Below are 18,528 nucleotides of genomic sequence, written 5' to 3' on the forward strand. Positions count from 1 at the left end.
GCGTCTGTTACGTCCGGTCATAATGTCACCTGTTTTTACTGTGAGGTGATGATATCACCTCTATTCAGGTGGCCAAATTCAGTGTGCCACTACAGGCATTTGATCTTGTCAGACAAAATTTAGTCCGCTGATCGCTCATAACGGACATAAGCCCGACGTCAGTCCACTTAGCGCCAAAAGCGTAAGCCGCAAACGGGTTCTCTGTTAAATACTGAAAGCCGTCCCAGGTGAAACAGGCATGGTAGATTTAGCAGTTAAAACTAAATCGAGGATAGTGAATGTTCAGCATTTCAGAAGTGGATAAATGTGATTCTGACCTGGCGTGGCTGGTCAGCGAGCTCGATGCCTTTCAGAGGGAATTGTATCCTGCAGAAAGTAATCACTGCCTTGATCTTTCAACCGTTAATGACGAGCAGCTCCGCTGCGTTATCGTACGTGATGAAGGCGGCGCACCTGCGGGTTGTGGTGCTTTGCTATTTCAGGAAAATGGCTCAGCTGAGATTAAACGGGTTTATATTAGACCGGAATACCGGGGCAGGAAGCTCGGAGAGCGGATAATCAGCGCAATCGAGACGATGGCTTCAGAGAAGACTCCGTGCTTATTACGGCTTGAAACGGGGATTAATCAGCAACCGGCCATCGCACTTTATCGTAAGTGCGGGTACGAAATATGCGATGCATTCCCCCCGTATGCAGCAGATCCGTTGAGTGTGTTTATGTGCAAAGACCTTTCTTAACTTCACGTTTTTTATGCTACTCAGGAAAGTTATGCTCAAGGTGTTGGATACATATCATAAGTGAAAGATCCGCTATTCGCTCAAAGCGGACCTTCATTTAGCTCAGAGCGAGAGCAGTGCGCTGCTGCCGGAATGCAACCTCTGCACCTGACGTTTTGAAGTAACACACAACCCCACTCAACCGTTCCACGCTGAGCACGACCTTCATGCCAGTGCTCAGATACCGATTTAAGTTGATATTTCACGCCGTGCAGTGGCTGACCTTTGGCATAATAACCGTGAACTCCGCCAGTGGCAGAATACACGGTCGCCCGCTAACACACTCAGCCTTCGAAACCACCAAGCACATTTACGCAGTTGATGCCTATTTCGTCGACCATGTATCCTCCTTCCATGACAAACAAGGTATTCATCCCTGTCTTAGCTATTTCCTCACCCATCCTGATAAAATCGCCGCTGGTCAGACGGAAATGACTGATCGGATCGCCTTCAAACGTATCCAGACCGAGTGAGATAATCAGCACATCCGGCCCGAATTTCTTCACCGCTTCCAGCGCGGTTCTGAGTGCCAGCTGATAAGTTTGCCAGTCGGTCCCCTTAGCAAGCGGCAGATTAAGGTTATAGCCTTCTCCCAGGCCAACGCCGGTTTCATCCGCATAGCCAGAAAAATAGGGATACGACACCGCAGGTTCACCGTGTATCGAAGAAAAAAAGACGTCAGGGCGATCATAAAAAATACTCTGAGTGCCGTTACCGTGATGGAAATCCACATCCAGTACAGCCACCTTTTTACATCCCTTTGCAAGACACCGCTCGGCTGCAATGGCGGCGTTGTTAAGGTAGCAGTATCCGCCCATGTACTCGCGCGCTGCGTGATGGCCTGGCGGGCGACACAGTGCAAATGCGCCTTTTGAGCCATCCAGAATTAAATCTGCCGCCGTCAGCGCCACGTCGGCGCTGCTTCTCACGGCCTGCCATGTATCAGCTTTAATGGGTGCGCCGGCGTCCATGGCGTAAAAGCCGAGCCTGCCGTCAATAAATTCCGGCTCACGATTGCCAGCCAGATCACGTACCGGCCATACCAGGGGCAGTGCATCGTGCGTTCGTCCCGTAGCGGCCCATTGCGACCATGCATTTTCCAGGAAGCTCACGTATCGCTCACTGTGCGCGGCCACATAGCACGCTTTGTCATATGCCCGCTCAGAAATGACGTCTCCGAGCGCGGTGGCCTGCACGCGGTTCAGAACGGTCTCGGCGCGCTGAGGATTTTCAAAAGAAGGGGAAAGAACGCCGTCTTTCAGCTCAATGCCGTGGTGCAGTTTGTGGTTTGGACTGTAAACGGTCAGCATGGGCAGGCCTCCGGTAAAATAGTTTTCACGTTTTCTTCCTTTTATCTAAGTGAACGCCAGCCTAAGGGCTGAGTTTGAATGTCTGTGGTTTTTGCTCAGGGCCGGCTTCCGGAAAAAACCATCTTGATGGCCTGCCTGTTTTTATAAGCAACAGTCAGCCAGATAAACCACAGTGGTGCGATCATGAGGGCGGTTCGGGTATCTGGCCTCAGGGACAAGATGATCAGCATGCAGAAAAAGAAGACCAGACATGCACGGCTCATGATGTTTCCCATCGGCATGGGGTAAACCGACTGGCTGTGCAGGTCAGGGCGCTTCTTGCGATAGCTGATCCAGGAGAGCATGATCATGCTCCAGATAAATATCAGCATGATGGCACACATGGTGGAAAGGATCGTAAAGACCGTCATGACTTCGGGGATGATAAACAGCAGCAGGATGCCGCAGAATATACACCCGGCTGACAGCAGCAGCCCTCTCAGCGGAATGCTTGAGGAGGACAGTTTGCGCAGTATGCGCGGCGCGGCATCCTGTCGGGCCAGTCCAAAGAGCATTCGGCTCGTTGAAAATACGCCACTGTTGGCAGACGAAAGCGCAGACGTCAGCACGACAAAGTTGATAACGGCCGCAGCCGCAGGGAGCCCCGCAAGGGTGAAGAGTTGTACAAACGGACTTTTGTCCGCCGCCACGTTGCCCCATGAAGATACTGCGATAATACAAGCCAGGGAAAGTACGTAGAACAGGAGTATGCGCACTGGGATAGAATTGATCGCTTTTGGCAGATTTTTTTCCGGGTTTTTTGTTTCTGCGGCAGCCACACCCACCAACTCAATACCAACAAAAGAGAAAAACGCCAGCTGAAACCCTGCCAGAAAGCCGGACAGTCCGTGCGGAAAAAGCGTACCGGGCTCTGTCAGATTGTGAAACGATGCTTTTACCCCTTCCGGTGACGTGTATCCGCTAAAGGCCATCCAGAATCCGGCCATAATCAGCGCCACAATCGCCACTACCTTGATGAGCGCAAACCAGAACTCCATTTCACCAAACATTTTAACGGACAGGACGTTGAGGCTGACCAGCAGGATAAGCGCGCCCATAGCCGGTATCCATAGCGGCAGGTCCGGATACCAAAAGCGCATGTAGTCACCAATGATGACAATATCGCCTACGCACGCCACGACCCAGCTCAGCCAGTATGACCATCCAATAAAAAAGCTTGCCCAGGGGCCGAGATACTCACCGGCAAAGTCGGCGAAAGAGTTGAATTTGGGGTCCGACAGCAGTAATTCACCCAGCGCCCGCATGACAAAGAACAGGAAAAAGCCAATGATCGTATAGGTGAAAATAATAGAAACGCCGGACAGGCTGATGGTTTTTCCTGCCCCCATAAACAGCCCCGTTCCGATCGCGCCGCCTATGGCAATTAACTGAATGTGGCGGTTCGTCAGGTTCTTCTTCAGATGCCTTTCTTCGCCTGGCACATCGGATTCGTTGAGCGCAATAGTGCTTTTTTTCATGATTTTCTCCGGTTGAAATATATCCGGCGGCCGTTAATAAGCACACATGTTCCTGTCTGACATACTCCCGGACAGCACCACCGATAATCACTGTTTGAATAATAAGGGCTATGTGCCTCGGTCCTGATTCTTGCTGAGAAAAATTTCTGCAATCATACAGCGGGCTCCTCCACCGCCAAGATCCTCAATGACGTTGATGGGGGCCAAAACGGTACGTGCATAGGCGGATATTGCGGCCTGTTGTTCGGGGCTGAACGCACGCCATGCGCGCTTCGACATGGCATAAACCGGCATGCCCAGCGAGTCGTGTAGCTCCAGGACGTTGCAACAGAAAGATTCCATCTGGGTGAACGTCACGTCTATGAGCGTCTTGCCTGTTGCTCGCAGCGTTTCAGTCAGAAGGCGCCGTTCGCGGAAAGAGGGGATGCTCTCCAGACACACGATGGCAAACCGTTTGCCGAGGCTCATCATTACATTGGTATGGTAGACGGGACGCAGGTCACGATCGTGCGCGCTGAACCAGTGAAGACGGTAGCCTGACAGCTTTTCAAACTCTCTTCCCGGCGCTTCTGCGCTGCGTGAAGAACAGCATACATAGGCAATCCGGTGCTCATGATCGAGTATCAGCGACCCCGTACCTTCCAGATAGCGCTGCTCCAGCTCGAAGAGTGACAGATCTATATGTCTTGTTACCTGATATTCCTGAAACAGATCGGACAGGATATCTTTACGCCGCTCCCGCCGACGATTGGGGGCTTCCATAGGAAAAGTAAACACGCTGCCGTCTTCAAGCATAGCCAGCCAGTTATTGGGAAAGATCGCGTCCGGTGTCCCACTGTCAGGGCAGTCTTCATAGACACGCACAGCAATCCCGGCTTTTTCAAGCGCAGCAGCATATGCATCAAATTCACGCCGGGCAGATTCAGATGGGTCTGCCAACTGGGCGACAGGTTTCTGAAAATGGTTACTCTGCATCGTCTCAGGGTTAGCCCGAAAGGATGCAGGACGAACCATCAGAACAGTATTGGTTGTCTGCATCATTTTTTTCGGTCATTTCAGGAGACTGTAGAGATCCCGGATGTTTTCCGGCACCGGAATGAGTCCAATAGAGGTGCCGATATTGTGCTCCTCAGTCAGGTGGTGAATGAGCCGCAGCGTAGAGAAGTCTTCGACAGCAAAGCCTACCGAATCGAAAACGACGGTATCTGACTCAGAATGACTGACCGCCTGCCGGGCAGTAATGACTTCCCAGAGTTCAGTCACCGCGAAATCAGCAGGCATCTGCTGAATCTCGCCCTCAATTCGCGACTGCGGGGTATATTCAACATACACGCAAGCTTCGCTCAGAATTTTACTGTCCAGCTCGGTTTTGCCCGGGCAGTCGCCGCCAACCGCATTAATATAGGTGCCGGGCCGGATTAAATCGGCGGAGAGAATAGTGGCATTGGCCTTATCGGCGGTGATGGTGGTAATGATGTCAGCCTTTGCTACGGCCTCTTCAGCCGAATGGCAGAAATGGAGGATGATATCGTTGAACGATTGCAGATTGCCGATAAGCTTTTCCGTCGCGCTGCTGTCAATGTCATACAGCCAGAACTCTTTAATGCCCAGCAACTGACTAAAGCCAATAATCTGGAACTCACTCTGCGCACCGTTGCCAATTACGGCCATACCTTTTGCGTCGGGACGCATCAGATATTTTGCTGCAAGGACGGACGTTGCAGCCGTACGCAACGCGGTAGCCAGTGTGAACTCGCTTAGCAGCACAGGATAACCTGTCCGGGTCTCTGCCAGCACGCCAAAAGCCATCACGGTCAGCTTGTTATGCAGGGCGTTGCCGGGGTGGCCGTTAACATATTTAAAACCATACAACCTGTTGTCTGCAGCCGGCATCAGCTCAATAACGCCAATATCGGAGTGGCTCGCGAGGCGTGGAACCTTATCGAATTCCGGCCAGCGTCGAAAGTCATCTTCAATATAGTCAACAAGCTTCCTGATAAATTCACTGACGCCGGTCTGGCGGACCATCTGAACCATCGCGTCTGTATCAATAAATTTTGTCATTTTTTTCTCTTAGTTGTTCATCACTCCCTAAGTATGAAAAAGCACGATGGGCAAAAAAAGTTGTAAAGATGCGCAAATTGTGTGATTAATGCGCATATTGATCATTTACTTTTTCAATTTGATAACATGAATGATACAGATCGCCAGATTCTTGCTTTGCTGCGTGACAACGGGAGAATGTCTGTCACGGAAATAGCACAGAAGGCCCGTGTTTCGCGCGCAACCGTGCAGAAGCGTATTGAGATGATGGAAACAGAAGGCGTTATCACCGGCTATACGGTGAAAATAAGGCCCGGGGTGGAAAAAAATCGTATCAGGGCCTGGATGACTATTGCCGTGGAAGGAACAAAAGCTCCGTCAGTTTTGCAACATTTGCGCAGCGAAGCGGCTGTGCATACGCTGCACACCACTAACGGCAAATGGGATTTTTTGGCGGAAATCAGGGCTGATAACCTTGAAGATTTCGAGCAGACGCTGGGAAGGATAAGACGTATCGCCGGTATATACAGTTCAGAAACCAGCATCCAGCTTTCAACCCGAAAAGCATAATCTAAAGGCTGGCCGTTATTTGTTTAAGAAAAGGTAAGTTGTCAGGAAACTGACTTACCCTCTGCTTTGGTCGCTGATGATGACCAGCTTTTACTGGCTGTACTGCGCGTTGCATTTCGTGACCGGACACTATTCGCACCGTATTTTCAGAAGTCGATACTGACTGATTGTCTGCTGCGGGCTTGATGAGTCGAGGCGACAGGGAAAGTAGCCCTACATGTCCTGTCACGACGGGATGTAGCTCAAGGGACAGAACTACGGAAAGCTGACCGCAGAAGGTATCGATGAGGCGACGAAAGCAGCTGGCCTTACGACGAAACGACACAAACAAAGGTAAAAGACGCCGTAATCTGGAACAGTGACTTACTGGTTGAAATGCTGGGCCTTACCAGGACGGTGGTAGTCTTGGGTTAAAAGCGGGTGGGTAAAAGGTCCATATCACGCTGCCAGCTGACTGTTATTTGAGAACAGTCTGGAGGAAACCCTGAATACTTAACCGGTTACAAGAGCACGCTCCGTCGAGGCATCCTCTTTCCGCATCTCCGCCAGCCTGGCAATTACGTTTTCAGCATCGGCGGCGCGAACCTCTTCAACCTGCTTTTCCCAACCGTCTTCGGTCAGTTGCGTGGCTTTTTCCGCATCAGATCTTTCAAGAGCTGCGATGTGCTTACCCTTCTTTAAAAAGCAGAATTCCGGCATGGTGCACTCTCTAAACAGCGTTGAAGCCAGAAATAACATGTCTGAACCTGACTAATTGCGTAACGCGGTGCCTCTCTGACGCAGTTCGGGAACGGGATGTACATTGAATGGAATGATGATAATCAGTCGTTATGAGCGAAACGTCTGTTTTTCGCTGTGAGTTCTTCGTTTCATGGCAACGTCCCCCTTAATTAAGGATAGCGTTGCATCGACCCGCTGAACTCACAGCCAGGCGCGGACACTCGAAGTTTGCGGCTTTAAACTCAAGTTAATACCTGAACAGCCTGGTTATATATCACCTGACAAGTTAGTACGTTCATGTGATCTCTTTTGTGCTTTTTTCATTCAATCATTGACTAACCGTGATCAAGGTCGAGTATCAATCGCCAGCTACTTGTATGGTAGTAATCGTGATAGCTATGTTAGCAAAGTGTTTAAATTTTGATCTGATCTTTCCTTTTAAACATAACAAGAGTAACTACAAAACAGGGCCTGGTCTGGCCAACAGCATCAGGTAGGTTACTGACTATAAATAATTTTCTAAGGTAGCAGATATGACACCTCCCACATCTGAACAGACAAAACAACCATCAAAAGAGACCGCAACTGCCGGTGAACACGGTCCGCGCAGCGGGCTGTATCGTTTTCTACCCAAAGCGCATCCTCTCTCATGGTGGATGCTGGTCATTACGACGCTTGCGATCCTGATGAACTCAATTGACAGGATTATTCTTCCTACTTTGCTTCCAGCAATTATGCAGTCATTTAACCTGACCGAAGTTCAGGCAGGTTGGCTCAACTCACTTAGCTTTGTTGGAACGTTAGCTGGCGCTGTGGTTTTCGGTATGTTCTCAGACTGGTTAGGTGCCGGGCATAAGCGCTGCTACAGCTGGTGCGTAACGGTGCTTGTGGAAATTATCTCAGGTGTGGCGACTGCCTTTTGTAAGACGCTGGGAGCGTTTCAGGTTCTGCGTGTCACCATGGGCATGGGGACCGGGGGGTCAGAACCGATTAACGTTGCTCTGCTCGGGGAGTGGTGGCAGAAAGAGAACCGTGGATTTGCTATTGGGGTACATCATACCGGATTTCCGCTGGGACAATTTATTGGTCCTATCCTGATCGCAGCCATTCTGGCTTTTGCGACCTGGCGTGAAGCATTTTTGTTTATTCCACTGATTGGCTTAGTTATTTTGGTGGCACAGTTAATCGTTGGCACACGTAAAAATCATCAGAAGGTTAATGACTGGATCGTTGATAACAAGCTGACGCCGCCCGTTACGGAATCATTGCAGAACACCATTGAAAAGAGTTCGGTATGGGCTAATGCCGCTTCTTGTCTGAAAAACCGTAACTGCCAATTGAGTATTCTGCTGATTTTTGGTTTTACATGGGCAGAGATGGGGATAGCTAACTTTCTGACGCTGCAACTGACGCGTGAAGTTGGACTCGATCTCTCGACCGCAGCAATCATCTCTGGTGCATCCGGATTGACTGGCTGGATTGGACAGATTTTGTGGGGCAGCTTCTCGGATGTGAAAGGGCGTAAACGCTCGCTAGGCATCATTATTACGGGCTGGGTTCTGGCAGCGGCGCTATGCATGTTCATCCATTCCGCAACGCTTGGCTGGGCCATTCTTATCTTTTGGGGCCTGTTCCGCAACTCACCTTACCCGGTGGCTTATGCTTTGCTTATCGACTCATCTCCTCGTGCTGCAGCGTCCAGCATGGGATTGATGATCGGCATCGCGGTTGGCATCGCCGGTATTCTGGTCGCGCCCATTAGTGGTTGGATTATTCACAGCTACGGTTTCACCGTGCACTATCTGGTGATTGTCGCGGTATTACTCCTCTCATGTGTTCCACTTTGGTTCATTAAAGAAACCGTAATGTTAAAAAAGGCCTGATATGACCAGCGATCTGATCACTTTATTACGTCACCATAAACTTATTGAGTTAAACCATCTCTATGAAGAGTTCATGCCAGTCTGGCCAACCCATGGAAAATTCTTCTGCAGCCGTGCCGAAGACTACATTGCTGGTGATGGCAACTATAACTGTCAGCTCAGTCTCGGCGATCATTGCGGTACTCATGTGGATGCGCCTGTTCATTTCATTCAAGGTGGAAAAACGATTGAGCAGGTTGATGTGCGCCAGCTCACCGGACGGGGGCGCTGCCTGGATATGTCACATCTGGCAGAGAACAGTGACATCACTGTAGAAATGATCCAGTCATGGGAAGCTGATAAAGGAATAATCATTGCAGAAGATATTGTGATATTTCGGACGGGTTATGATCAGAAGTGGCGCTGCCGTCCAAACCAGGCGCCATTTTTGCAAAACTGGCCGGGCTTATCAGGCGAAGGAGCGCATTATCTGATTAAAAAAGGCGTGACTGTTTTCGGTACAGATGCCATGTCGCTGGACAGATATAGTAATGAAGCACACCCGGCTCATCTTGCCGTTCTCGGCTCTGATTGCCTGATCATTGAGAATCTGGCTAACCTGCAAGCCTTGCCTTCCGAATTTATTTTCATGGCATTGCCGCTCAGGATTAAAGGGGCATCGGCTTCGCCAATCCGGGCAGTGGCGCTGGTAGAGGAAATGGTGCCGGTATTTGCCTGAACAGGACGCAGTTTTAACGAGGCTCAGGGTTAATCAACGGGGAGCAGGTGCTATTGACCTGCTCCCCATTAATTAACACACCGCGATGTTAGTAATGTCTTCATCAGCAACGTGAGGGCATCCTTTGAAGACGCGTTTTTCCGACGAACAGATCATCCGTATTTTCCGCAAGGTCGAAGCCGGGGTTTCGGCCCGCGAGCGCTGCGACAGGCACGCTATTTCAGACGCCATTTTCTACGTCTGGTGCAAGAGGTTTGGCGGCAGGATTATAACGAGTGTCGTCCACATTCAGCAGTGGATTATCAGACGCCATCAGAGTTTGCAGCAGGGCGCAGAAGGGGGAAATTTGACAGCAAGAGAACAGATATTACGCATGACGGTGGGAACGAATACTGGCGGCAGGTCAGTTGACATATAAGCATGCATATTAAATGAAGCACATCCTTCCTACAGATAGAGTCCTTAATAAAAAAACCACCGAGTAGATATTGGTTAAGCAACTATCACGTACATTCAATGCAAAAAAAAGAATTCGACGTCACATATCAACACAATTGCAGTCTGATAAAATTAAGTTTATTAGATAAAAATTTTTTTAAGCTTATGTTTTGTAATGTTTATTTTAATTTATTTGTTGTTTTCATTCTGAACATGAACCTCATGTTAAGTTTTTCTTAAATGATTTTAAATAACATCCTGTTGTTTCACTTGGCTTCCTCATTATCATTAGCTCACAGGTTATTAATCGGCAGGCAATAACCTTAGTCTTATGACAAACACAGCAATAGTGTTTTGGTTGTTGACGCTCAATTTAAAAACATCAGGATAAATAATGAAAGTTTCCAATGCGCGATTAAGCCAAGAAAATATTACTGCACTGACAAAATTAGGTACGGCCACGATTTACGAAGCTCAGGGAGCAACGGGTGCGATTGATTCCTCTATCAAGCCCCTGGCGCGTGGCATGAAAATGGCAGGGACAGCACTCACGCTGCATATGCGCCCTGGGGATAATTTGATGATCCATTATGCACTGCTCCATGCCGAAGCCGGACAAGTCCTGGTTATAAACTGCGACGGTTTTACCGGGGCGGGGATCTGGGGTGATGTACTGACCACACAGGCGCAAACTATTGGCTTAGCCGGTTTAGTCGTCAATGGTGCCGTCCGCGACAGTGAAGCCATGATCGACGCAGGCTTCCCCGTATTTGCTAAAGGTCTGTGCATTCGCGGTACAGAGAAAAAGCAGCCAGGCACCTTAAACGCACCGCTCCTTATTAATGACAGCATTATCCATCCGGGAAACATCATAGTAGGAGATGAAGATGGGCTTGTTGTCATCAAGCAGGAACATTTGGATGAGGTGATTCGCCTGTCTGAATTGCGTGAAGAAAAAGAACGTATTTTCAAAGAGAAAATTATGGCGGGCGGATCAACAGCTGAATTAATGGGGCTTAATGAGATGTTCAGCAAACTAGGGTTGAACATGCCTGACTGATACATAGCTGAAGTCGTTATGCTGTCATTTAAAATATTATCATAATAATTTCAGGATTAACGAAAGTCGTTGCCGGAACCATCCTGAATTCGGAATGTACGAATAATGCGGGACAACAAGAAAAATTTTCCTGAAATATGGCTGATGCATATAAGGATTGTTTTTCTAAAAATAAGCTTAGCGATCATAATAAAAAACCACCATGGGAATGGTATCAAAAGGTAACTAAATAAGAAAATAAAATGCATATTAATCTGTATGAAACGCAATGTATTATTAACAGAAAACGCTGTGTGCAAGGTTGTTTATTTTGACAATGCATTCTGCATCTGAAAAGCAGATTATGCCCATCAGGTACTGAAGATGAGTCATTTTTATTGTCGAGTCAGATAAACGCATGAGCGACGAAATTCAGTGCGTCAACAGTTACTAAGAATCAGTAACAGGCTCGGAATAAAAACTACGCCATTGAGTTATCAGAACTTAATAAATACAACCAAGATAAAATCACCACGTTTTATTCATGAGTATATAAATATGACTAACATTAAAAAAAGCAATAGATTTCGCTGGGTAATAACATCCTTAATTTTTTTAGTTTATACCATAGCCGCCGCAGACAGAGCCAATATTGGGGTTGTCTTACCTTTTATCCGGGCTGATTTCCATATGTCCAATACAGAAGCCGGTGCACTGGCCAGCCTGTTTCTGCTGGCCTATGCTATAGCGCAAATACCCAGTGGTTTTCTGTACGCAAGATTTGGCGTGCGCAAGATATTCTCGCTGTCGATGGTGTTAACCTCTGTCGCCACCGGATTGGTGGGCTTCGCCTCATCAATCCTGGCACTCAAGGTTTCCCGCTTTGTATTGGGTTTGGCAGAAGGCCCCCTCCCGATTGGGATCACCTCTACCATTAACCGCTGGTTCCCGTCATGTGAAAAGGGCATGGTCACCGCCATTTTCCTGTCAGCAGCGAAATTTGGCCCGGTGGTCGTTCCTCCCGTATGCGCCCTGATCCTCTACTACTACAGCTGGCATTATGTTTTCTATTTCTTTGCAATCCCGGGTATTTTCCTCAGTGTCATCTGGTATTTGCTCGTGCCTGATACACCACAGGAAAGCCGCTTTTGTTCAGAATCAGAAATCGCGCTCATTGAAGAAAAAACGCCAGCAGTCGTTCAGACTGAAACTCAGATCATCTCCGCCCCAACTCGCAATTTTGCCGGGCTGGATAAAATTATCCGCGCGCACAACGTCACGCTAATTGATTCATCAAAAGGTATTTTCCGGTCATGGAATATCCTCGGCAGTATGCTGGGTTACTTCTTTATGATGGGCATAGTTAATGTGCTTCTGGCATGGATACCTACCTATCTCATGAATGAAAAAGGCTTTTCGATTGCGGCAATGGGCATGCTGGCGTCGACTCCGTGGATTGGTGCGGTCATCGGAAACATTATTGGTGGATGGTGCTCTGACCGCATCCTCGACAAGCGCCGTAAACCGCTGATGATGCTGTCGGCTATCGCCACAGTCATTATGATGGTGATCCTGATTAATGCGCCTGGTAATCCACTTCTTTTAGGTCTGTTACTGTTGCTGACCGGAATTCTTTTTAACCTCGGCTTCTCGGCGTACATGGTATATCCGATGGCGCTGACGACAAAAGAAGTCTTCCCGGTTGCTGGAGCATTGATCAATACCGGTGGTCAGCTTGGCGGGGCGCTTTTCCCTTTGATCGCGGGCTACCTGCTCGACCATTACACCTGGGGACATGTGTTTGGCTTTATGGCCTTAGGATCATTCCTCTGTCTGCTGGTACTTTTCACTATCACTGAACCTTTAACTGAGAAGCCGTTAAACGCGAAAGCCTCCTCAAGGACGTGTTAACAGGCCCGCTAAAGGGTTGTCATTCGACAACCTTTTTCATTGTCTCAATAAAATTGCAGATATTCAGATTGCTTCTTTTAGCGTTATAGATTGCATAAATATAGCTAAGGCATTTGAAATCCTCGATGGGTAGAAAGAGAATGTCACGGCGGTTATTAGGAATAGTTGATTTACCAACCAGCGTAACCCCCAACCCGGCTCCAACCAGTGCCAGTGCAGTATGAATTTCTAATACACGATGAGAGACTGCAGGCTTCACACCATGTTCGTTGAACTTATTTAGGATATGAACGGAATAGCTGCTTTTCGGATCACTCGGAAAGATAATGAAGGGTGAGTTACAGAAATCACGCAATGTGATAAATTTTTTGCGGCTGAGATAATGATTCAGAGGGATTGCCGCAACCAGAGGGTCAATAAAAATCAGTTCGCGAACCACGCCATGTTCAGGTGTACTTTTGTAAAGTTCCATCTCACGAATAAAACCAATATCAATAATGCCTTCGGAAATTAATTCTGGTTGATATTCCGATAACACCTCTTTGAGTGTAATGTTGATATGTCCGTAATTTTCTGTAAATAACTTAATGGTCTCCGGGAGCAGATTAAACATCACAGAACGAACAAACCCCAAATTCAGTTCGGTCGATTGCGTATGGGAAAAAAAGCTGGCGTCTTTTTCCAGTTTTTCAAAATTAAAAATAACCTCATGAGATTGTTTAAATAAAAACTCACCTAAACGAGTTAATGTCATAGGTCGTGAGTTTCGGTTAAACAGTTCACCTTTTAGCTCTTTTTCCAGTGCGGTTATTTGCAGGCTGATTGCCGCAGGAGCAAGTGAGAATGCTTTAGCTGCCAGACTTATACCGCCTGACTCTACCACCGCGCAAAAATATTTGAGTTGCTTGATATTCATCTTATCGATAGCCTTAACTTTCAAACAAAGCAGGTATGAATATTCTACGTTATTTTTCTTTTTATCGCGATGAGAATTATTTAGATTGAAATGGCGATGAGAGGTTATAGGTAACATGATATATTCCGCTGAGACACGGCGAGTTATGTCACTGTGGTGCAGCAAATAATAACTTATATAAGATGATTGACCTGATGGCCGTTGATTAATCCACCGTAATGTTAGTCATGTCTTCATCAGCAACGTGAGGGCATCTGAATGAAAAAACGTTTTTCCGACGAATAACTCATCCGAATTTTTCGCGAAGCCGAAGCCGGGGTTTCGGCCCCTGCATTCAGCCGTAAGTACGCTATTTCACACGCCACGTTTTACACCTCGCGCAAAAAGTTTGGCGGCATGCGCCTCCCTGAAGTGAAGCGCTTACGTTGCTTAAACAGGAGAATGCCCGACTCAAGAAGCCGTTTGCTGAAGCCATGCTAGATAAGGCGGCGCTTCAGACGGCACCGGGCCGAACGTACTGACGACCGGTCCGAAGCGGGAAATATGAAGAAATACCAACCGGCATGACTAACTGATAGTTGTATTTAATCCTGGGGGCAGGTCAGGTTGTGATGCCGATAATTTCATCTTCTGACTGATGTAAGCCCGTCATGCTGATGCCGAAGCCTCGATTCATCAACAGGCTGAAATTATACACTCATGCATTTTGCTCCACCTTCAGCAGAAAGTTGCCCGCCACCCGGTCTTTGTCAGGCCCGACGCTCACACCACTGGCGATGCCGTGCCTTGTGAGCGCATCTCTGTTACAGGCCAGGTTCAGGATCCACCCATCCCGCATGACGACATTTCAAAAAAATCACGCCGCTCAACGCTTACGGGAGTCGCTATTTTTATCTGTCACGAAACGCATTATGCAGAAGTCGCCACATATGATGGGCGGCTGGGGTAAAGCGCCTGTCTGAGTTCCGTAACAGGTGACACTGCGCGCTACTGGCGATCGGGTGGTCGAGCGGGACGGCGACAAGAGTCCCCTGACGAATGGGGTCGGCGGCGGCATAGGCAGTCATAAATGAGACACCTAGCCCCGCCTGGCTGAGGTTCATGGCAGTGGAGAACAGGTTGCATCGGTAGGCCGGGTGAAATTGCAAACCCTGGCTTTTGAACATGGCGTTCATGTGGCGCTGCAAGCCAAAGTTCTCCGTCAGAGCGATAAGCGGATGAGCGTTCAACTCTTCAATAGTGATGCTGGCGTGACCGGCGACAGGATGCTGTGGCGCGACCACGGCGCAAATCGGCCCCCACTGGAAACTGTGGCGCTTCAGTTCCGGTGTGCCAATCGGGCCAAAGGCGAGCGCCATATCGGCTTCGCCGCTGACAATATCGTTCATCATCTCCTGCATGCTGCCGACCACAATATCGACAAACACCATCGGGTAAGACTGGGCAAACTCGCGCATGACCCCTTCGATAAACGCGGTGATCAGTCCGCCGCCAATGCGCACCGAAAGCGTTCCGCCGCGCATATGGCGCAGATCTTTAAGCTGGCTCTCCAGCTTTTCGCGCCGCTGGCGGCTGGCAAAATAGTCCTCCGCCAGCAGCCGTCCCGCTTCGGTCAATACCACATTACGCCCGCGCCGTTCCAGCAAGGGAAGCTGTAGCGCACGTTCAAGTTGGGCGATCTGGCGGCTGACCACCGACGCGTTAACGCCAAGGATATCTGCCGCGCGGCGAATGCCGCCTTGGTTACCCACTTCATACAGGTAACCCACCTGTTTATCCTGGAACATCTGCCGCATTCCCTCATTACTGTTGACCTGAGAGCAACAATAACATCACTTGATGGCTATTTATCAAGCCGTTTAAATAGTGATAATCAAATTAACCGCCAAATTTGGTGCGTCAGTAAAAAAGAAAAAGGAAATCAGTCTCACTGCACCAAAAGTGCGCCCAGAAAAGGGGAGAACGTATTTCATTGCGCTTTTACACACGCACAATGAAATAATTTTCCCGCTAATGCGCTTGAATTTCTCGTTATTTTTCGGGAAGGGGTTTTATTGCAAAAATCAGCCTGGCGAAAGGCGTTTATTTTACGGCTGGGCTATTCAGGCATGGATCCTGCTTAGTATCAGGACTTTTCCATTATACATGTAAAGAGAGATGATATGAGCGAATCAAAAACACTGAAGCAGCCAGAAAAAGAGGCAGCAGAGGAGTGGAAAGTGGGGCCTGGCGCGTGGATTTCACTGGTCATTGTGCTGCTGGTCTTCTCCGGTTTCTTTTTTAAAGTGGATGGCCTGGCCTGGTTGGGCGCGTTCGATTTCACCACGCTTGGCGGCGCGTTCGGCACGATGAAGACGCCGGAAACCAACACCTTTATCGGCAGCGGCGGCCTGAGCGCTAAAGCCGGTTTTCTTTTTGCGCTCTCGCTGGTGCCAACGGTAATGCTGGCGCTCGGCCTGCTGGAAATATTCACCCATTACGGTGCGATCCGTGCGGCGCATAAATTACTCACACCGCTGTTAAAACCGCTGCTCGGCATTCCAGGTTACACCGGTCTGGCATTAATTACCGATCTGCAAAGTACCGATGCCGGTGCGGCATTAACGAAAGAACTCTATGACAGCGAAAAGATCACCCGCAAAGATGTGGTGATTATGGGGTCATGGCAGTATTCCGGTGCCGGGTTGATTAATAACTATTTTTCTATCGGATCGGCAATGTTCGCTTCCTTAACCATCCCGATCATTATTCCGCTGGTTTTAATGTTCGTCCTTAAATTTGTTGGCGCAGCCGTGGTTCGCCTGGCATTAAATACTGTTTATAAGCGAGATTTCGACAATGAGTAATCAAGCAAAAGTCTCCAGTAATCCGTTTGATATTTTCGTGACTGGCGCGCGCAAGGGTTTTCATATCGCCATTAATAATTTGATGCCGAATGTATTAATGGCCTATGTGATCGCCGAAATGCTCAATTTACTGGGCGTGATGCAGATTATTGGGCACGTTTGCGCACCGCTGATGGGGCTTTTCGGCCTGCCGGGCGAAGCGATCACCGTGCTGTTAACCGCCTGGCTCTCTTCCTCTGCCGGAACCGGTGTGGCCGTCAGCCTGCTGAGCAAAGGCCAACTTGATGTGGGGCAGATCACCATTCTCGCGCCCGCCATCTTTTTGATGGGATCGCAACTCCAGTACATGGGGCGCCTGCTGGGCGTGGCCGATGTGCCGAAGAAGTACTGGCCGTTATTGATGGCGGTCAGCATTCTCAATGCCGTAATCGCCATGCTGATTATGCGCGTTATTGCCTGAGCACTAAGGAGTAAGACGTGTCACGTACACTTGAGCACTTTAATTACCTGCACCAAATCCCGGAACTGGGGTTCGAAGAGTACAAAACATCCGCCTATATCGCGGACGTGCTGGCGGCGGCGGGCTACCAGGTTACGCGCAAGGTGAATAACACCACCGGTATTGTTGCCGTACTGGACAGCGGTAAACCTGGTCCGACGCTGGCGCTGCGCGCCGATATGGATGCGCTGGGGCATATCATTGACGGCCAACATGTGGCGCGCCACACCTGCGGGCACGACGGCCATTCCACGGTCGTATTGACTACCGCCCAGGAGGTGATGGCGGAGGGGCTGGTGAAAAACGGCAAGCTGAAGTTTATCTTCCAGCCAGCCGAAGAGTTGGGCACCGGGGCAATTGCCCTTACCGAAGGCGGCGTGTTGGATGATGTCGATATGTTGCTCGGCTTCCACCTGCGTCCGCTGGAGGAGTGCCCGATGGGGCAGGCCGTGCCGGCGATGTACTACTCGGCGTCCGCCACCGTTGAAGTGATGTTCCATGGCAAAGCGGCCCATGCTGCGCGCCCGCACTTAGGCGTCAATGCGCTGGATGCCGCTGCCCATGCGGTGCAGGCGGTGAACGGCATTCATCTTGCACCGTCGCTGACATGGAGCGCGAAAGCGACGCGTTTTCTCTGCGATGCGGGCGTCACCAATTCGATTCCGGATAAAGCGCAGGTGTGCTGGGATCTGCGTGCGGCAGAAAACGAAGCGATGGATGTCCTCAAACCGCAGGTGCTGCGCGCAATTGAGAGCAGCGCCGCCGCGTATGGCGCGCGTGCGGACATCCGCGTTCTGAAAGAAATGCCCGCCGCCATTATCCATGACGAGGCAACCGAGGTGATCGCACGAGGTATTCGCCGTGTGTTTGGCGAAACCGGCCTCACAGCGCCGAAATCAACGCCGGGCAGTGAAGATTTCTTCCACTATTTGCGTCTTCGTCCGCAGATCAAAGGCGGCTTCTGGGGGCTGGGCGCTAACCTGACGCCTGGCCTGCATCATCCGGAGATGCATTTTGACCGCGACGCGCTCGCGCTTGGGGTGAAAGTGTTTAAAGCCTGCGTGCAGGATGTGCTTGGCTGATAATAGTGGGTTTTCAGCGCGACAGGCGCCTCGCGCTCGTCGGACATCGGTGTCGGAGAAGAGACAGACCTGACGATGCTGTCCCACGGCGTGCGGCCCTGGCAAAAACCGTGGTTGTGGCCCTTTTTGGTCGGGAAGGCCGCTGACTGTGGCGCGATCGTCAATGCGCCTTTCTGACCGGCTCTGGCGGTGTGCGGAGAGGAGGGGACGAACCACCGCGCCGAACAGGGACGGCGCGGTGGCTCCGACTATCTCTGGCG

Annotated in this window: 16 protein-coding genes and 3 pseudogenes; 12 read left to right on the forward strand and 7 right to left on the reverse strand. The window is 49.6% G+C overall.

Annotated elements, in window-relative coordinates; all coding sequences use genetic code 11:
- Positions 1-278 precede the first annotated feature (278 nt).
- Positions 279-737: a GNAT family N-acetyltransferase gene (locus tag FBY13_RS22545; protein WP_145395210.1), complete on the forward strand. Its 459-nt coding sequence runs from the start codon at positions 279-281 to the stop codon at positions 735-737.
- 323 nt (positions 738-1,060) lie between these two features.
- Here the strand turns inward: FBY13_RS22545 and FBY13_RS22550 are convergent, their stop codons facing one another.
- From FBY13_RS22550 to FBY13_RS22565, 4 genes are all read right to left on the reverse strand, one after another.
- Positions 1,061-2,086 carry a histone deacetylase family protein gene (locus tag FBY13_RS22550; RefSeq protein WP_145395211.1) on the reverse strand — a complete coding sequence of 342 codons (1,026 nt, stop codon included), beginning with the start codon at positions 2,084-2,086 and terminating at the stop codon, positions 1,061-1,063.
- Positions 2,087-2,181: 95 nt separating this feature from the next.
- Entirely contained in the window at positions 2,182-3,603 is a 1,422-nt protein-coding gene (locus FBY13_RS22555) for an amino acid permease (protein WP_145395212.1), read from the reverse strand.
- Between the two features lie 108 nt (positions 3,604-3,711).
- Entirely contained in the window at positions 3,712-4,644 is a 933-nt protein-coding gene (gene ctlX / locus FBY13_RS22560; RefSeq protein ID WP_367303074.1) for a citrulline utilization hydrolase CtlX, read from the reverse strand.
- A gap of 9 nt (positions 4,645-4,653) precedes the next feature.
- Entirely contained in the window at positions 4,654-5,667 is a 1,014-nt protein-coding gene (locus FBY13_RS22565) for an ornithine cyclodeaminase (protein WP_145395213.1), read from the reverse strand.
- Positions 5,668-5,748: 81 nt separating this feature from the next.
- Between FBY13_RS22565 and FBY13_RS22570 the strand changes: the two genes are divergently transcribed.
- On the forward strand, positions 5,749-6,216 hold the full coding sequence (locus FBY13_RS22570; RefSeq protein ID WP_255474529.1) for an Lrp/AsnC family transcriptional regulator: 468 nt from the start codon (positions 5,749-5,751) through the stop codon (positions 6,214-6,216).
- A gap of 492 nt (positions 6,217-6,708) precedes the next feature.
- Here the strand turns inward: FBY13_RS22570 and FBY13_RS22575 are convergent, their stop codons facing one another.
- Entirely contained in the window at positions 6,709-6,954 is a 246-nt protein-coding gene (locus FBY13_RS22575; protein ID WP_254353985.1) for a hypothetical protein, read from the reverse strand.
- 515 nt (positions 6,955-7,469) lie between these two features.
- Between FBY13_RS22575 and FBY13_RS22580 the strand changes: the two genes are divergently transcribed.
- From FBY13_RS22580 to FBY13_RS22605, 6 genes and pseudogenes are all read left to right on the forward strand, one after another.
- On the forward strand, positions 7,470-8,819 hold the full coding sequence (locus FBY13_RS22580) for an MFS transporter (RefSeq protein ID WP_109716151.1): 1,350 nt from the start codon (positions 7,470-7,472) through the stop codon (positions 8,817-8,819).
- 1 nt (position 8,820) lies between these two features.
- A complete protein-coding gene (locus FBY13_RS22585) occupies positions 8,821-9,537 on the forward strand; it encodes a cyclase family protein (RefSeq protein ID WP_145395214.1) in 717 nt (238 codons plus the stop codon).
- A 124-nt stretch (positions 9,538-9,661) separates the two neighbouring features.
- Positions 9,662-9,739 (forward strand): annotated as a pseudogene (locus FBY13_RS23935) (hypothetical protein); the annotation flags it as partial.
- Positions 9,740-9,792: 53 nt separating this feature from the next.
- Positions 9,793-9,948, forward strand: a pseudogene (locus FBY13_RS23940) (integrase core domain-containing protein); the annotation flags it as partial.
- A gap of 421 nt (positions 9,949-10,369) precedes the next feature.
- Positions 10,370-11,035, forward strand: a complete 666-nt coding sequence (locus FBY13_RS22600; protein ID WP_145395215.1) for an RraA family protein — start codon at positions 10,370-10,372, stop codon at positions 11,033-11,035.
- Between the two features lie 537 nt (positions 11,036-11,572).
- Entirely contained in the window at positions 11,573-12,925 is a 1,353-nt protein-coding gene (locus FBY13_RS22605; RefSeq protein ID WP_145395216.1) for an MFS transporter, read from the forward strand.
- A 19-nt stretch (positions 12,926-12,944) separates the two neighbouring features.
- Here FBY13_RS22605 and FBY13_RS22610 read toward each other — a convergent pair whose 3' ends face one another.
- Positions 12,945-13,958, reverse strand: a complete 1,014-nt coding sequence (locus FBY13_RS22610; protein WP_145395217.1) for a LysR family transcriptional regulator — start codon at positions 13,956-13,958, stop codon at positions 12,945-12,947.
- Between the two features lie 171 nt (positions 13,959-14,129).
- Between FBY13_RS22610 and FBY13_RS22615 the strand changes: the two are divergent.
- A pseudogene (locus FBY13_RS22615) lies at positions 14,130-14,382 on the forward strand (transposase); the annotation flags it as partial.
- Between the two features lie 349 nt (positions 14,383-14,731).
- Here the strand turns inward: FBY13_RS22615 and FBY13_RS22620 are convergent.
- The gene (locus tag FBY13_RS22620) at positions 14,732-15,628 is read right to left on the reverse strand and encodes a LysR family transcriptional regulator (RefSeq protein ID WP_096012423.1); all 897 of its coding nucleotides are present in this window, start codon (positions 15,626-15,628) and stop codon (positions 14,732-14,734) included.
- Positions 15,629-16,003: 375 nt separating this feature from the next.
- Here FBY13_RS22620 and FBY13_RS22625 point away from each other — a divergent pair, with 375 nt between their 5' ends.
- From FBY13_RS22625 to FBY13_RS22635, 3 genes are read left to right on the forward strand one after another with little or no spacing between them, the layout of a single operon-like run.
- On the forward strand, positions 16,004-16,687 hold the full coding sequence (locus FBY13_RS22625; protein WP_145395218.1) for a nucleoside recognition domain-containing protein: 684 nt from the start codon (positions 16,004-16,006) through the stop codon (positions 16,685-16,687).
- Positions 16,680-17,147, forward strand: coding sequence for a YjiG family protein (locus tag FBY13_RS22630; protein ID WP_109716155.1), 468 nt, complete (start codon positions 16,680-16,682; stop codon positions 17,145-17,147). The genes FBY13_RS22625 and FBY13_RS22630 overlap by 8 nt, the downstream gene beginning before the upstream one ends.
- 17 nt (positions 17,148-17,164) lie before the next feature.
- Positions 17,165-18,268: a M20 peptidase aminoacylase family protein gene (locus FBY13_RS22635; protein ID WP_063879223.1), complete on the forward strand. Its 1,104-nt coding sequence runs from the start codon at positions 17,165-17,167 to the stop codon at positions 18,266-18,268.
- Positions 18,269-18,528: the final 260 nt, after the last annotated feature.

It is taken from the genome of Pantoea sp. SJZ147, assembly GCF_007828605.1.
Classification (GTDB): domain Bacteria; phylum Pseudomonadota; class Gammaproteobacteria; order Enterobacterales; family Enterobacteriaceae; genus Pantoea; species Pantoea allii.

Coding starts and splice junctions, on each gene's coding strand:
- FBY13_RS22545 (WP_145395210.1), top strand. CDS start 279: ATGTTCAGCATTTCAGAAGTGGATAAATGTGATTCTGACCTGGCGTGG.
- FBY13_RS22605 (WP_145395216.1), top strand. CDS start 11,573: ATGACTAACATTAAAAAAAGCAATAGATTTCGCTGGGTAATAACATCC.
- FBY13_RS22585 (WP_145395214.1), top strand. CDS start 8,821: ATGACCAGCGATCTGATCACTTTATTACGTCACCATAAACTTATTGAG.
- FBY13_RS22575 (WP_254353985.1), bottom strand. CDS start 6,954: ATGTTATTTCTGGCTTCAACGCTGTTTAGAGAGTGCACCATGCCGGAA.
- FBY13_RS22565 (WP_145395213.1), bottom strand. CDS start 5,667: ATGACAAAATTTATTGATACAGACGCGATGGTTCAGATGGTCCGCCAG.
- FBY13_RS22630 (WP_109716155.1), top strand. CDS start 16,680: ATGAGTAATCAAGCAAAAGTCTCCAGTAATCCGTTTGATATTTTCGTG.
- FBY13_RS22610 (WP_145395217.1), bottom strand. CDS start 13,958: ATGTTACCTATAACCTCTCATCGCCATTTCAATCTAAATAATTCTCAT.
- FBY13_RS22580 (WP_109716151.1), top strand. CDS start 7,470: ATGACACCTCCCACATCTGAACAGACAAAACAACCATCAAAAGAGACC.
- FBY13_RS22625 (WP_145395218.1), top strand. CDS start 16,004: ATGAGCGAATCAAAAACACTGAAGCAGCCAGAAAAAGAGGCAGCAGAG.
- FBY13_RS22555 (WP_145395212.1), bottom strand. CDS start 3,603: ATGAAAAAAAGCACTATTGCGCTCAACGAATCCGATGTGCCAGGCGAA.
- FBY13_RS22620 (WP_096012423.1), bottom strand. CDS start 15,628: ATGTTCCAGGATAAACAGGTGGGTTACCTGTATGAAGTGGGTAACCAA.
- ctlX (WP_367303074.1), bottom strand. CDS start 4,644: ATGATGCAGACAACCAATACTGTTCTGATGGTTCGTCCTGCATCCTTT.
- FBY13_RS22600 (WP_145395215.1), top strand. CDS start 10,370: ATGAAAGTTTCCAATGCGCGATTAAGCCAAGAAAATATTACTGCACTG.
- FBY13_RS22550 (WP_145395211.1), bottom strand. CDS start 2,086: ATGCTGACCGTTTACAGTCCAAACCACAAACTGCACCACGGCATTGAG.